Below are 15,024 nucleotides of genomic sequence, written 5' to 3'. Positions count from 1 at the left end.
TTTTTTTGTTTTAATCAAGTTTACAGGTAAATGGCCTGATCACCGGTACGGGCGGGTTCACTTACCACTTCCGATACACGTTTGGCAAATATGGTTACCGATTCGGTTATCCGGTTTTCTGTAATATTAAGGTCCGGGTCGATAAAGTGGCGTTGCTTAAAAAACGACGGCTTAATATAAAAGATCCACTTATAGCTTTCATTATTATTAAGCTTATACTGCACCGTTGATTTTGGAAATTTAAGATTATAATCATCAATAAACTTTTGAAACCACTGGCCAAAGTTCATATTTGGCGGTGCTTTGGCCTTTACTTTAAGCGGTTCAGGATCGTCGGTGTTTTTATACAGATCAAGCTCGAGCACCATCAGCCTGTCAAAATCCAGGTGTTCCATACTGATCTCTTCAGGCGTACGGGGATATTGCCAAACCTTGTAAATTTCGAGCGGGATGCTTAAAAAAGCGATGTACCCCCACCAAAAAACCGGCGGTAATAAAAATATCAGGATGCTGGTTGAGGCCCACAGGCCATATTGCATATCATTAAGCCAGTTAAATGCCAGCTTGAAAAGAAACATCCCCAGCAAGCATGATATTAAAGAAGCCACGAGGAAAAACCATTTTTTATCAAGAAACTGATCTTCATGGTATTTGCCTGCAAGCCAGGTGTAAAATACACCCATACCTAAATATATCAGTTGGCAAAATAAGTACCCCCACGGCATAAACTGCATACCTAAAAAGCCCAAAAAACCCGGAACTCCCAATATAACAGCCGTTAAAAGTAAAGTGATGATAAGGCGCCTGTTGCTTAGGTATTTGTTTTTCTTGTTCACCACCGACATGATCAGCGCGGCAATGAAGAACAGGACAGGAGCTATCAGATAACTTATAAAAAACGATTTAAGGTTCATGAGTATTAAATATGTAGGCCGGGCAGCTATCTTATATTAATTTCAATTTAGTATAATCAATTACCGATAATATTGGTTATTGTTTTGGATAGCATCAATTATTTAAATCACAAATGAGAATAAAAAAGCCTAATCAAATTGATACCGACTTTAAAGCGGCAGCTATAGCGGCCGAAATTATTGAAAATGAAATGGTTAGTACCGGTGATGTAATAATACTGCCCAAAGGCCCTAAAAAGCGTGCCTATGATAAGGAGATAGCAGGCATAACGGCTGATAAAAAAACTGAAAGTAAAAAACCGGTAACCACCATTTGGGTTAACCGCGATGGCTTTTATGATATGCTGCCCGAGGGATTGTTTCACCGGCCGCCGGCTTCGAGTGTGATGATCACCGAGGAGGATATGATCAAAGATATTAAAGCCCGCCGCGAAGAAGAAAAACAAACCCGTCGCTTTTTTGCCCCATTTGAGGCCGAGCTTAACTATTTCAGAACACTGGTCGAACTTTATGAAAACCGGCTCGACAAAAAAAATGAATACGATGAGCTGATCAATATATTCTTAAAGGAATGGCAGGAGTTTGAGTGTTTTACAAAAAAGCAGATGCTTATTTTGATACATGTTTTACCTGTAATACATGAGCAGCGCAATAATATAAATTTTGTAAGCAGTATCATTAATATGATGTTCGATGTACCTTTATCATTGCATTACAAAACGGTATACCCGAAGCAAAAAAACGATACCACTGTAAATGGCGGAACAGCCCTTGGCGCCGGTACTTTAGGTGTAAACTTTATTGCCGGGCAGGTTATTGAGGCCGAGCGAAAATTAATCATGAACATAGGCCCGGTGAGCGCCACCCGGATGCTGGAGTTTTTACCCGGCACATCTGCTGCAAAAGCTATTGATGTATTGTTATCCTACTTTATACCTTTAGGCACCGGCGTACAATTTAACCTCCTTGCCGATCCTGCCTCGCAAAAATTGGTTGTCGGCGGAGCAGGGGCCAATGCTACCCTTGGTTATACTACTTATTTGGGGTGACGATGATACCAATCTCAATTTTATATCCTGGAGTGTGTACGCGTCTTTTTCACAAAATAAAAATTGTCATATAGATATAGGAAGGAACGAGCATAGGGTGAAAGTGAAATCTTCTACACCCCCACAATGCAGACGTACAACACATTTCTCACTCGTTCTTCGTTTCGAAATGACTTTCATATATAGTTACTTCTTAGCCTGCTTCAACAGCCAGTGGGCAACATCATTCACTGCTTTATCATTCTCATATCCGGCAGGCAGCCTGCCGTTCACATATTCATTGTAAAGCCATGGATCGCCAACAGCTATTACCGTGCCCTTACCATATTTGGCAGATGCTATGATCGTAGCACCATCTTTATTTTTAAGCACAGGTACGGCAGTCCCGGCTAAACCTATCGAACAGGCATCTTTCATAAAAACCTTAGTGGCTGTCTTCAATACCGGATTGTTTTTTACGTAGACAGCACCATCCTCAAAATGAGCATCATCAATTACGTGGTTTTGCAGATCGTTATTGAAATGCATCCCGAATTTAGCAGCAAGGTTATTGAAATGAGGCAGCTCCACATTAACGCTGTCGTTAGCCATCATCAGCAGCACACCACCTTTTTTTACCCAGGCAGCAATTTGCTCAATGTCATCTTCCTGGATATAGTTTGGGTTCGGGCTCTCCTTTTTGGTATCAGGGTCTACAATGATATAAACTGATGAACCTTTCAGGTTTTCCAATGTAGGCGCTGTGCCAAGCGTATCCAGCTTAGCGCCGCGGCTTGTAAAAGCCTCGCCAAAGATCTTGAAACCGTTATTATCCGCTTCATCCCACAGGTAATGGAACCGCTCCGACTGCCCGTTGACACCTTTGTGTACCTCATGGTTAAAATAATAATCGAGCGTTACAGTTTGGGCGCTTGCGGCAAAGCCGGCAAGAGAGAACAGGGTTATAAGGGATGATCTTAGTTTCATAGTAGGTTTATTATTTGGTTAGCCCGTGGTAGGTGTTATCACCATACATTTTAACTTTTCAGTCTATTTTCCAGGTGTTCAATTTTTTTAGGTGTAAACACTTTCGCTTGTTTTCAAAAAAAAACAACACTGATAATCAATAAGTTAACTTTATCGACAATTACCTTTTTAGCAAAAATGAACACATGTCCATTGATAATCAACAAGTTAATATTTTACAAGATCAAAAATTGAACACCTTGTTTTTTGAAAAATTGAACACTTTGTTTGTGCCCAATTTTACAGCCATATATCTCAGCGGTCATGCTGAGTGTTTAAATCCGGGGCCTCTAAAGGTTAGATGACAAAGAGGGCCTGTCAGTCTGAGCCTGTCGAAGACTCGTGCGCAGAGACCCTGCCCGCCATACTTCGACAGGCTCAGTATGACACTCCATTTTTTAAGTTGTCATGGGTAACTTGTTTCAGCACCCCACTCGCCAAGTAACTGTCATGTATGAAGCCGACCTTAGCAATGGGATCCGAAATAAATTCGGGATGACCTTAGTTATATTATTCCCCTAAACTCCTCCAAAAATCGAGAACCCGCCATCAACGCAGATCATCGAACCGGTTACAAATACCGAGGCATCGCTCAGCAACCATACCAGTGCTCCTTTCAGTTCATCGGCATGGCCAAAGCGTTTAAAAGGTGTTTGTTTGATCACCAGTTCGCCCCTTTGGGTATAACCGCCTTCGGGTTTGGTGAGCAGGTAACGGTTTTGTTCGGTAAGGAAAAACCCCGGTGCCAATGCATTCATCCTTATTGCATCACCATAACGGTTGGCCAGTTCAACCGCAAACCATTGGTTATAGCAATCAACAGCGGCCTTGCCTATATTATAGCCTAATACCTTGGTTATAGCGCGTTTTGAGTTCATTGACGATATATTAACAATGCTGCCTTTACCCGTTTTGGCAATGGCTTCGCCGAAAACCTGCGTAGGGATCAGTGTCCCCCAAAGGTTCAGCTCCATTACTTTTTTCATGCCATCGATATTCATTTTAAAAATATCCTCATCGGGCTGTAAAACGCCTTCGGGCATATTGCCGCCTGCACCGTTCACCAGGCCATCTATCCTGCCAAAAGCTGCCAGCAATTTATCTTTGGCGGCTACCAGTTCAGCCTCGTTCATTACATCGGCTACCAGTGCTATGGCTTTGCCCCCGGCTGCATTTATGGCGTTGGCACGCTCTTCTGCTACCTGGGCATTACGACCAAGAATGCCTACCGCGCCCCCCGCCTCAACAATACCATCTATAAATGCTTTGCCTAATATGCCTGTTCCGCCGGTTACTACAATTACTTTTCCGGCTAATGAAAATTGATTCTCCACTTAAACTATATTTTTAAGGTTGATGTATAATTATTTCAGATCTGTTATAGCTATGGCGTCCATATCGGTGTAATCGAGGTTTTCGCCTGCCATACCCCAAATAAAGCTGTAATTTGCCGTACCGCTGCCCGAGTGGATGCTCCATGGCGGCGATACCACGGCATCGTAATTATCCATGGTGATATGCCTTGTTTCCTGTCCTTCGCCCATGTAATGAAAAATTTTCTGGCCGGCAGGTACATCGAAATAAAAATATGCCTCCATACGCCTGTCGTGCACGTGCGCCGGCATAGTGTTCCAAACGCTGCCTTCATGTAATATGGTAAGCCCCATTACCAGCTGGCAGCTCCGTACACCTTCCAGGTGGATATATTTATTGATAGTGCGTTTGTTTGCCGTTGCTACCGAACCCAGTTCAACCTTAACCGCATCAGCGTGGGTAAGCAGGGTTGTTGGGTATACCGCGTGTGCCGGCGATGACAGCAGGTAAAATACAGCCGGCACTGATGGATCGGCAGTTTCAAAAGTCACGCTTTTTGTCCCTTTACCAATGTACAGGCAATCAAGCTTATTCATTTCAAAGACTTCTCCGTCGGCTTTTACTACACCGGCACCGGCTACGTTAATGATCCCGATCTCGCGTCGCTCTAAAAAATATTCGGCGCGCAGGTTCGGGTAATTTGGCAGCTCAAGTGTTTTACTTACCGGGTTAGCCATGCCAACGATCATCCTGTCGTAATGGGTATAGGTACAATTGATCTGATCGGGCTGAACCTGTTTATCTATCAAAAATCTTTCGCGTATGGTAGTGGTATCGTAGCTTTTAAAATCCGTTGGGTGGACGCTGTGTATTGTTTTCAAAGCAAATGTTGTTTTAGAAAATCTTTTGTTAATAAATACAATTCTACAATCTTATAAACGATTTCAAAAGCCATTTAAGCCTTATTTTCACTCCAACGTTATAGTGATAACACGATTACTAAACCATTTAAAAGCTAAACTATAACGTTAAAGTAAATATTTAACAGATCATATATCATTTTAATTAATTAAGCTTGTATTATTGGTACATAATGAGCTGCCGAACCAGGGCAACGCCAATTCAATAACCGGTAAACTAATAAACTATGAAACAATTAGCAGCCTATAAAAACATCGCGCTACTAACCGTCTTTTTACTTATTGCAGGCATTGCTAATGCCCAGCAGCAGGAGCTTACAGCTAAAAGCGCAAAAACATGGGTAAAAAGCCGCATTTGGGCTAATGGGTTAAAGCTTAAATTAAACTCATCAACCAATAACCTCGAATTTGCGAAACAATATGCCGCCAATAAAGCGGTATGGGATAAGGCTTTTGAATTTCTGCGCGAACGCAATCTTGATCAGATAGCTCCCGGCAAATATCCTATAGATGGCGATAATGTTTATGCATCCGTTACTGAAGGCCCTTCTAAAGAGTTTGAACAATCGGCCTGGGAATCGCACCAAAACTATATCGACCTGCAATATGTAATCAAAGGCAAAGAAAAGATCGGTGTTGCCCCCATTGAAAGCCTTACGGTTACCAAACCCTATGACCCGGCTAAAGACGGCGCCAACTACAGCGGCGAGGGTAAATACTACACCGCCACTCCCAACGAATTCTTCCTGTTTTTCCCTGGCGATGGTCACCGGCCTAACATCAAGGTTGATGGTTATGATAAGGTGAAGAAATTGGTTATTAAGATAAAAGTGGTGAAGTAAGAATAGTTGTCTGAACCGGAATTAAACGAATTATTTGAATTTTTCGAATTTGCTTAGCATTTTGTTAATTCCTTAATTCGTTTAATTCCGGTTCAGACTATTACACTTGTACCGTTTTCACCAGTTTCCGCACATCAAATCCCTGATTGGCAGCCTGTACTACCAACTGATTATAGATCTGATCATCAAGTGTTGAACGGCGGCTCAGGATCCATAAGTAATTTCTATTCGGGTGCCCTACCATGGCATAGCTGTAATCATCAGCCAAAGCAATGATCCAGTATTTACCTTTAAATGGCCACTGAAATTGTACTTCCAACTTTGCGTTACTTGTCTTATCAGCAACAACAGCACTGCCCTCGGCAATTTTTATCTTATTATCTTTTATACAACGGTTTTTAACAATGATACTACCATCTTTTGCTAAACCATAGGCTGCCGAAGTAAAAGTGCAACCCGACTCAAACCATTGCGGGAAAGCGGCAATTTCAAACCAGGAACCAACATATTTTTTCAAATCCACATAAGGAACAGTTTCAAGCGGTTTGCAGCGGGTTGCCTGTAAAGCTAAAGCAGTTAAACCCAATGCTACAGAGGTTGCAATGATCTCTTTCTTCATAAACCAATAACGCCTGTTATGGCCAAAAAGTTTAAAACAAAAGCATATTAACGGCAGCCAAACACCATATCATTATTTAATTACCTTTGCGCCAAAGCATTATTTTTATAACATGCCCGGTAAAACAAAGATCAGTATTTTAGGCTGCGGCTGGTACGGCAGCGCATTGGCTAAAGGGTTAATTGCCGATGGCATGCAGGTAAAAGGCTCAACCACTTCTACCGCAAAAATGGATAACCTGGCTGCTTTGGGCATCCGGCCCTATGTAGTAAACTTTTCGCCGGGCGAGGAAATATATGATGCCGATTTTTTTGATTGCGATATTTTGTGGATATCCATTCCGCCCAAAAGCCGCAGCGGTGAGGGTGATATTTTTTTACAGAAGGTTAAAGGCATTGTCCATGCCATAAAAAGGTTTGCCATACAGCAAGTGATTTTCGTCAGCTCCACAGGGGTTTATGCCGATAACAACAGGCATGTGAATGAAGAAACCGATCCACAGCCCAATACAGAAGCCGGCAGGATATTATTTGAAGCTGAGAAACTTTTCCGTGCTGAGGATGGCTTTAAAACAACCATCATCCGTTTTGCAGGATTGATTGGCCCCGGACGCGATCCCGGCAGGTTTTTTGCCGGTAAAAAGGAGATCCCTAACGGTGACGCGCCAGTAAACCTCATCCATCTTGATGATTGCATCGGCATCAGTAAGACAATATTGGCTAAGCAGGCTTTCGGCTATCTGTTTAACGGCTGCTCCCCTAAGCACCCTGCTAAGGCTGATTTTTATACACAGGCTGCTCTTGATTCGGGCTTTGAAAAGCCGGAGTTTATAAGGGAGTTGAAGGAATGGAAAGTTGTGGAGAGTATAAACGTTGGACCGGTATTAGCTTATCAATACCAGGTCTTGATTTAATGACAAAGGTTTAACTCTGTGCAGGCAAATCCCCTCTTGAGAGGGGCGTGGAGGAACGAGCGGTAGCAGGGGTGTGTTTCTGCGATAGGCTTATCAAAGCAGAAACACACTCCTCCACCCCTCTCAAGTGGGGAATCGCACATTCCCCTGCCTTTCATCCCTTAAACAGCGGCTATTGAGTGGACACTTGAACTTGCGATAATCGTTAAAACACCGGCGCTTTCGCCTTATCACCCATCACAAATACCAGCTTCCCCCCTTTCATAATATCCTTATGTGTAATATATTCTTTGGGGTAAGGTTTACCATTTAAGCTGATGTTTTGCACATATTTATTCTCTTCGGATAGCCCCTTTGCTTCTATCACAAAACTTTTGCCGCCAGGTAAAGCAATGCTAACCCTATCTAATAGCGGCGCACCAAAAACATAACGGCCATCTGCCGGATTAACGGGATAAAAACCCATAGCAGTAAAGATATACCAGGCCGACATTTGTCCGCAGTCATCATTGCCAGAGAGGCCATCGGGTTTGTTTATATAAAACTGGTCGGCAATTTGCCTTACCAGTTCCTGGGTTTTGGCAGGGTTCCCGGCAAGCGTGTACAAATAAGCCACATGATGGTTAGGTTCGTTGCCATGTGCATACTGGCCTATTAACCCGGTAACATCAAGCGTTGAGCCTTTTCCAAACACTTTTGAATCCATAGTAAACAATGAATCCAGCTTGCCCGAAAATGCTTTTTTGCCGCCCATGAGTTTAATCAAACCCGGAATATCATGCTGAACCTGCCAGGTATATTGCCAGGCATTGCCTTCGGTATAGTCACCACCAATGGCCAGTTGGCCACTATCTAAATTGGCAAAAGGCTGTATCCATTCGCCGTTTGATTTTCGGCCACGCATCAAACGTGTGCTTTTATCAAACAGGCTATTATAAAACAGAGATCGTTTGATGAAATAATTGTAATCACTTTGTTTGTTCAGCGCCTTGGCTAATTGAGCGGCGCACCAATCGTCGTACGCGGCCTCCAGTGTACGGGAAACAGCTTCGCGTTTTACAGTATCTGATGGCAGGTAGCCATAACGCAGATATAGGCTCCAATCGTATTTTGGATTTTTATTATGTGTGAGCGTGTTTTTAATGGCAGCAAATGCCTTTTGCCGATCAAAACCTTTAATCCCTTTCAGCGCGGCATCTACAATTACCGGTACGGCATGGTTACCGATCATGGCGTAGCTTTCCTTACCCCACAGCGTCCAGATTGGCAGCATACCTGCCACGCCGTTGTGTTGTAACATGCTCTCTACCATTTGCCCGTCTTTTTCAGGACAAATAATAGTATACAGTGGATGGGCGGCCCTGTAAGTATCCCATAATGAAAGCGTAGAATAAAAAACTTTATCAGCGGATCGGTGCACCAGGCTGTCGGCTCCGCGATATTGACCGTCAACATCCGCAATGTTGTTAGGCTGGATCAAGGCGTGGTACAGGCTGGTATAAAATGCTATTTTCTCTTTTTTGCTGCCTTCGGCTTTAAGTTTACCAAGATTATTTTCCCATGTACGGGCTGCTTCCGTTTTTACCTGTTCAAATGTTTTGTGCTGTGTTTCGGCCAGTAGGTTTTTATGCGCACCGGCAATACTTACGCCCGATACCCCAACTTTAGCTTCAATAGTTTCACCGGGTTTCAGATCGAAATCCAATATTAAGCGGCGTTTATTATCGCCATCAATAAAATGCTGTCCGGTAAACGGGCGGTTAAAAACAGCCGTGAAATATACTTTTTTATCTACCCATTGGCTGGTGAAGGCATAACCACTGATAGTTATTTTGCTATCGATAGTGATCTCCCCGTCAGAAACATGCTCAGCCAATTGCTCCGGGCTATCAACCAGTCCGCTTTGCATATCAACAAGCAAATGTGCTTTACCGGCTTTTGTAAAAGTATACCGGTGCAAACCAGTATGGGCAGAAGCAGTTAGTTGAGCCTTAATATTGTTATCGCCCAAAATCACTTCATAATAACCGGGCGATGCTTTTTCTTCCTGATGAGAAAATTTGCTTTGAAAATTTTGAGGTTGATCGCCCTGAAAGGGAAAAAACAGCACATCTCCTAAATCAACACCACCTGTACCGCTTAAATGGGTATGCGCGAAACCGGTGATCACGTTATCTTCATAACGATATCCTGAGCAGTAGTTCCAACCAAAATTCCCGGTCTCAGGACTAAGCTGAACCATACCAAAAGGCACCGTAGCGCCCGGAAAGGTATGCCCGGTTGCGGAAGTGCCAATGAAGGTGTTTACGTATTTATTATACGATTGCGCATTAACCTCAACAGCCAAAGTCAACACTAATAAAACGGCAATCAGCTTTTTCATGACCTTTTACTATTTATATTCAATTGTCTTTTTTAACACAACATCTTCGGCCGAGCGTGCTATCATCACATCAAATGTACCGGGTTCGGTTACCTGTTTCATTTGATTATTCCAGATAGCGATATCTTCGGGCTTTACCGTAAATTTAACTGTTTTGGTTTCGCCGGGTTTAAGGTTGATCTTTTCAAAACCTTTGAGTGCCATTACCGGCGTAGTTACCGAATTTACTTTGTTGCCCACATACATTTGCACCACTTCCTTACCCGCCATACTGCCGCTGTTGGTTACATCTACCGAAACCGTTATAGTCTCATTTTTTCCGAACGACGCTGCCGGCACCTGCAGATTACTGTATTTAAATGAAGTATAGCTCAATCCATAACCAAAGGGAAACAGCGCATCCGGCGATGAAAAAACATAGTCTTGTCCCGGTTCTTTGGTTGAACCCGGATTGTGATAAAACCCTTTATTGGATGCCACATGGTTATAAAACACTGGAATATGCCCGGTTGACTGCGGGATAGATACCGTAAGCCTGCCTGATGGGTTTACCTTGCCGAACAGGATGTTGGCAATGGCATTGCCTCCCCTTTCGCCGGGATACCAGGCCTCCACAATAGCCGGGATATTTTCTTTTTCCCAGCTGATACTTTGCGGCCTGCCGTGTACCAGTACCAAAATTACAGGTTTACCTGTTTTATAAACAGCCTGCAACAGTTCACGTTGTACCCCATCGGGATCAATGTCGGTTACATCATAGCCTTCGCCGCAGGTAAACGGGTCTTTAGGCTCGCTTTCGGGTGCATGCCCGTTCCAGCCAACACCGGAGAATACCACGCTGGTGGTACCCAAAACTACAACCACAGCATCGCTGTTTTTTGCTGCTGTGATGGCTTCGACAAAGCCGCTTTTGTCCGAACCCGAAAGCGCACAGCCTTTAGCATAATTGATTTTTATTTTATTGCCGGCCAGCTGTTTTATGCCATCAAGCACTGTTGTACCCGAACGGCTGTCGCGGGTTGAACTGTAATCGCCATACTGAACCTGGTTGGCATTAGGGCCGATTACCGCCAGCGATTTCAGGCTGTTCATATTGAGCGGTAAAAGCTGCTTATCGTTTTTAAGTAGGATGATCGATTCCTCGGCTATCTGCTGCGACAGGGCGATATGATCAGGCGTGTGTACCCGTTTTTTTAGCGCTGATGTATCGGGCAATGCCTTTTCAAACAAACCTGCTTTAAATTTTATAGTAAGGATACGGGCAACAGCGCTATCAACCAACGCTTCTTTTACTTTTCCGCTTTTCACCAGGCCAATCAGTTTATTATATACGTCGGGGCTCGGCGCTTCCAGGTCAACCCCGGCGTTCAAGCCAATTGGAGCAGCGCCTTCGGCGTCCTTGGCAATATGATGAAAAGTGTATAAATGTTTTAAACCTTCATAGTCCGAAAAAACATAGCCTTTAAAACCCCACTCCTCCCGCAATATGGTTTGCAGCAGGAAATGGTTAGCATGTGCAGGCACGCCGTCAATTTCGTTGTAAGCCGGCATCACAGCGTAAATATTTGCATTTTGCACGGCATCTTTAAAAGGCGGCAAAAACATCGACCGTAGCTCCCTTTCCCCTACTGATGCCGGGGCTAAATTGATACCTGCCACGGGGATACTGTAGGCCGCGAAATGCTTGGCTGTACACATCACTTTGTTTTTACCAATACCGTTTATTGTTTGCGAAGGATCACCCTGCATCCCAATTACAAACGATGTACCCATCCTGCTTACGAGATATGGATCTTCGGCATAACATTCCTCATTACGGCCATAACGCGGGTCGCGGATGAGATCGAACAAAGGCGAAAGCGCCTGGTCAACTCCTGACGAGGACGCTTCATAAGCGATTACCGAACCCATTTTTTCAATCAGCGCCGGGTTCCAGGTGCTGCCCTGCGCTATAGCCTGTGGAAAGATGGTAGCGCCTGCTGCCAGTTGCCCATGCAGGCACTCGCCTATTTGTATAGGCGGGATACCAAGTCTTGTTTTTTCTTTAGCATATTTTTTTGCAGCGATTGAGCGTGATGCTACATCATTGATATTGGTAAAAGGGCTTTCGCAAACGCCATAAGCAATTGGGTTTTGCATCGAGCCTTTTAACGAGTTCATGCTCATCTGGCCCACCTTTTCTTCCAGCGTCATACGGCTTAGCAAGTCTTTCACGCGTACAGGCACAGCTGCCTTGGGGTCTTTATAAACCTGCGCGGCTGCGATGTTAATTACAAAAGCAAACGCGATCAGTAGGCATAATTTCTTTTGCATAGTATCCAGATATTTAATTTTCAAATGTAGAGACGCATCACATGCGTCTCCCACATGCAAAGCATCTTTGCTTGTCCTCCTCGCCGTTGTTGGTGTTGTCACCAACAACTTTTCATGCGGCATTTCAGAAAATAAAAATCATAGGAGTTGTTGGTGACAACACCAACAACGGCATATTTCATCATGTTCCCTCAGGGTCTCTCGCAGAGGACCCTGAGGTTCTTTGCGTTCTAAACATTTACCAGGATATTCAGAACAGCGAACCGGCGTGGCGTAGACATCAGGGTCCTCTGCGAGAGACCCTGATGGGACGTTAAGTAAGCATATTTTCTTTTGCATAGGTAAGTGGTTTGGTGGTTAATTACCCTATAAATGCACAATGAGAACCGTCATTGCGAGGAACGAAGCAATCGCGAACTATACAGGGCGGACCTGCAAATCGGGGATTGCTTCGTTCCTCGCAATGACGCTTTTTATTTTTAATGCATCAAATAAAACTTAGGATAAAGCTTTTCCCCTCCGGCTACCTTCAATTCTATCAGGGTTTGATTCTCATTAGCTTTATCAGCCATGTAATGTCCGCTTAAAGCATAGATGCCTTTTTTCAAATGTAATAAAGCTTTTTGCGGTTCTACATAAGTATTCAGCCCGGGTTTAATTACCGGTACTTCATCCAAAAACAAAGCCGGGCTAACCTCAAAACCGGTAGTTAATTCATAATCCGCTTCCTTGTCTATTTTGATAAAACCTTTAATTTTAACCCAGTTGATAAAACCTTCGGTTGCAATTTTAACGGGTACAATCAGGCTTGTTTGGCCGGTTTCCGTTGGCTTTTCATTTTCCAGCTTATCTATATCGCGTTCCCTCGTTTTAAAAACCTCGTAAGCCATACCGGTTTTGAGGTTAGCAACTTTTTCATGTGCATGCTTGATATTCACCCGCCTGATGCTGGCCATTTGGCGAATGTGCTGATCATTCAATGTCCAGGTGGTGAAGGTTCTTAAACCGATGCTATCTTTTAAAGGTACATTAATGTTTACCGGGAAAGGTACAGCCGGGCTATTGGCATCCGGCATTTTACCGTTTAACGCGTACCGCACTTTAGCTCCTTTCAGCGGGTAGCTCAGCGTTAGTTTAAACCGGCTTTTATTGGTAATTATATTGCCTACGCCGTCAATATCAGGCAGACGGGCGTTGAAATCCCACAACTTAAACAGGCCGTACTGGTTTTTCATTTTCCAGCCGAAGCGCTCCAGGTTTTTTTCATTTTTCGGGCTCCAGGTGAGTTCGGCCACGGCGAGGGCACGGGGGTAAACCATGTATTGCAGGTGCTGTGCGTTGGGCACCTTTTCGTTCCAGATATTGCCCTGGGCACCTAAGATATACTCGGCTTCGGCATTGGTTAGTTCTTTCGACTGCGGCTCGTAGTTATAAACCATTTGCCAGGTAACCGGCGGGTTCCAGCCTATCGGTTCCAAATCTTCGTTAGCCTGCGGAGCATCAAAGTACATGTATGGCAGCGGCGTCATTACTACATGATGATGCATCCTGGCGGCAGCTATGCCCCCGGCTTCACCCTGCCAGCTCATTACTGTTGCGGATTCGGCAAGGCCACCCTCTAAAATCTCGTCCCAACCAACCAACTTCTTATTTTTTGACAGCAGGAACCTTTCTATCCGTTTAATAAAATAACTCTGTACTTCTTTTTCGTTTTTCAGGTGCTCACGTTTCATGAGTGCAACTGCTGTAGGGCTTTTGAGCCAATCGGCCATCTCAGCTTCATCACCGCCAATGTGAATGTATTGGTTCGGGAACAGTGCTATCACTTCTGTCAGCACATCTTCCATAAATTTGAAAGTATATTCACTCGGGTCAAGCATCCGCACGCGGTGTTTAGCCCCTGTCGAATCCTGGCAGCCCAGTTGCGGGTAAGCAAAAATAGCAGCCTCGCTATGGCCCGGCATTTCAATTTCGGGCAGAATGGTCACAAATCTGTCCTGCGCATATTTAATCACATCCCTAATTTCATCCTTGGTATAAAACCCGTCGCGACCGTCATCTATCAGGTTGTCCAGCTTGCGGAATTCGCCCCGTTTGGCATAGTAGCTGATCCTGGCACCAACTTCGGTAAGGCGCGGATATTTATCAATCTGGATGCGCCAGCCTTCATCGTCGGTTAAGTGCCAATGAAACACATTCAGTTTGTAATGTGCCATTACATCGATGTATTTTTTCACTTCATCAACTGTAAAAAAATGGCGGCTTACATCCAAACTCAGACCACGCCAGCCAAAACGTGGCTGATCGGCTATGGTACAGGCGGCAACTTTTAGGGGCGCTGCTTTATCTGTCGGCAACAACTGAATTAATGATTGTACCCCGTAAAAAACACCAGCCCCGCTACCGCTGATACTTACCGATGCAGGATTCACATTCATGGTGTAGGCACTCTCAGCATTTGACCAAACATTGTTTAACCTGATGGCTGTTTTGGCAGGGATCTTTTCAAAAACTTTTACCGTTGTTTGCAGGCCGTAGTTTTGATTAAGGTAATCCTGCAGGTATTTGCCTATTGGTTCTGTCTCTTTATTAACCCCGATCACGGCATACTTACTTAAAATAAAACTGCCCTTACCGGCTTTTAAACTCACCGGCTGCGGGATAATATGAAACTGTGCGTTTACCGTTATTGCCAATAAAAGCAGTGAGGTGAACAGTAAAATATATATAAAAGATAGCGTTTTCTTCATTT

Annotated in this window: 11 protein-coding genes; 3 read left to right on the top strand and 8 right to left on the bottom strand. The window is 44.0% G+C overall.

What is annotated here, in order from left to right:
- Positions 1 to 20 precede the first annotated feature (20 nt).
- Positions 21 to 914: a TssN family type VI secretion system protein gene (locus FHW88_RS01815; protein WP_091172409.1), complete on the bottom strand. Its 894-nt coding sequence runs from the start codon at positions 912 to 914 to the stop codon at positions 21 to 23.
- Positions 915 to 1,027: 113 nt separating this feature from the next.
- Between FHW88_RS01815 and FHW88_RS01810 the strand changes: the two genes are divergently transcribed.
- Positions 1,028 to 1,963, top strand: coding sequence for a type VI secretion system baseplate subunit TssG (locus FHW88_RS01810; RefSeq protein ID WP_176622656.1), 936 nt, complete (start codon positions 1,028 to 1,030; stop codon positions 1,961 to 1,963).
- Between the two features lie 186 nt (positions 1,964 to 2,149).
- Here FHW88_RS01810 and FHW88_RS01805 read toward each other — a convergent pair whose 3' ends face one another.
- From FHW88_RS01805 to kduI, 3 genes are all read right to left on the bottom strand, one after another.
- Positions 2,150 to 2,929 (bottom strand): DUF4350 domain-containing protein, encoded by a 780-nt coding sequence (locus tag FHW88_RS01805; protein ID WP_176622654.1) that lies wholly within the window; start codon positions 2,927 to 2,929, stop codon positions 2,150 to 2,152.
- Between the two features lie 557 nt (positions 2,930 to 3,486).
- Entirely contained in the window at positions 3,487 to 4,302 is an 816-nt protein-coding gene (locus FHW88_RS01800; protein ID WP_091172415.1) for an SDR family oxidoreductase, read from the bottom strand.
- A 30-nt stretch (positions 4,303 to 4,332) separates the two neighbouring features.
- Positions 4,333 to 5,163 (bottom strand): 5-dehydro-4-deoxy-D-glucuronate isomerase, encoded by an 831-nt coding sequence (gene kduI / locus FHW88_RS01795; RefSeq protein ID WP_176622652.1) that lies wholly within the window; start codon positions 5,161 to 5,163, stop codon positions 4,333 to 4,335.
- Between the two features lie 266 nt (positions 5,164 to 5,429).
- On the opposite strand from kduI, the gene FHW88_RS01790 reads away from it, so the two are divergent.
- Entirely contained in the window at positions 5,430 to 6,044 is a 615-nt protein-coding gene (locus FHW88_RS01790; RefSeq protein WP_176622650.1) for a YhcH/YjgK/YiaL family protein, read from the top strand.
- 100 nt (positions 6,045 to 6,144) lie between these two features.
- Here the strand turns inward: FHW88_RS01790 and FHW88_RS01785 are convergent, their stop codons facing one another.
- Positions 6,145 to 6,663 carry a lipocalin family protein gene (locus FHW88_RS01785; protein ID WP_176622648.1) on the bottom strand — a complete coding sequence of 173 codons (519 nt, stop codon included), beginning with the start codon at positions 6,661 to 6,663 and terminating at the stop codon, positions 6,145 to 6,147.
- 112 nt (positions 6,664 to 6,775) lie between these two features.
- Between FHW88_RS01785 and FHW88_RS01780 the strand changes: the two genes are divergently transcribed.
- Positions 6,776 to 7,576, top strand: a complete 801-nt coding sequence (locus FHW88_RS01780) for an SDR family oxidoreductase (protein WP_176622646.1) — start codon at positions 6,776 to 6,778, stop codon at positions 7,574 to 7,576.
- A gap of 205 nt (positions 7,577 to 7,781) precedes the next feature.
- On the opposite strand, the gene FHW88_RS01775 is transcribed toward FHW88_RS01780, so the two are convergent.
- From FHW88_RS01775 to FHW88_RS01765, 3 genes are all read right to left on the bottom strand, one after another.
- The gene (locus tag FHW88_RS01775; protein WP_176622644.1) at positions 7,782 to 9,959 is read right to left on the bottom strand and encodes a GH92 family glycosyl hydrolase; all 2,178 of its coding nucleotides are present in this window, start codon (positions 9,957 to 9,959) and stop codon (positions 7,782 to 7,784) included.
- 9 nt (positions 9,960 to 9,968) lie between these two features.
- Entirely contained in the window at positions 9,969 to 12,272 is a 2,304-nt protein-coding gene (locus tag FHW88_RS01770; RefSeq protein WP_176622642.1) for a glycoside hydrolase family 3 N-terminal domain-containing protein, read from the bottom strand.
- Positions 12,273 to 12,751: 479 nt separating this feature from the next.
- Positions 12,752 to 15,022: a beta-N-acetylhexosaminidase gene (locus tag FHW88_RS01765; RefSeq protein WP_176622639.1), complete on the bottom strand. Its 2,271-nt coding sequence runs from the start codon at positions 15,020 to 15,022 to the stop codon at positions 12,752 to 12,754.
- Positions 15,023 to 15,024 lie beyond the last annotated feature (2 nt).

It is taken from the genome of Mucilaginibacter sp. SG538B, assembly GCF_013376065.1.
Classification (GTDB): Bacteria; Bacteroidota; Bacteroidia; order Sphingobacteriales; family Sphingobacteriaceae; genus Mucilaginibacter; species Mucilaginibacter rubeus.
The sequence above is the reverse complement of the archived record's forward strand: the minus strand, read 5'-3'. Positions and strand labels throughout refer to the sequence as shown.

Bases quoted from the DNA above. Each gene is read 5' to 3' on its own strand.
- FHW88_RS01815 (WP_091172409.1), bottom strand. From the start codon at position 914: ATGAACCTTAAATCGTTTTTTATAAGTTATCTGATAGCTCCTGTCCTG.
- FHW88_RS01810 (WP_176622656.1), top strand. From the start codon at position 1,028: ATGAGAATAAAAAAGCCTAATCAAATTGATACCGACTTTAAAGCGGCA.
- FHW88_RS01805 (WP_176622654.1), bottom strand. From the start codon at position 2,929: ATGAAACTAAGATCATCCCTTATAACCCTGTTCTCTCTTGCCGGCTTT.
- FHW88_RS01790 (WP_176622650.1), top strand. From the start codon at position 5,430: ATGAAACAATTAGCAGCCTATAAAAACATCGCGCTACTAACCGTCTTT.
- FHW88_RS01785 (WP_176622648.1), bottom strand. From the start codon at position 6,663: ATGAAGAAAGAGATCATTGCAACCTCTGTAGCATTGGGTTTAACTGCT.
- FHW88_RS01780 (WP_176622646.1), top strand. From the start codon at position 6,776: ATGCCCGGTAAAACAAAGATCAGTATTTTAGGCTGCGGCTGGTACGGC.
- FHW88_RS01775 (WP_176622644.1), bottom strand. From the start codon at position 9,959: ATGAAAAAGCTGATTGCCGTTTTATTAGTGTTGACTTTGGCTGTTGAG.
- FHW88_RS01770 (WP_176622642.1), bottom strand. From the start codon at position 12,272: ATGCAAAAGAAATTATGCCTACTGATCGCGTTTGCTTTTGTAATTAAC.
- FHW88_RS01765 (WP_176622639.1), bottom strand. From the start codon at position 15,022: ATGAAGAAAACGCTATCTTTTATATATATTTTACTGTTCACCTCACTG.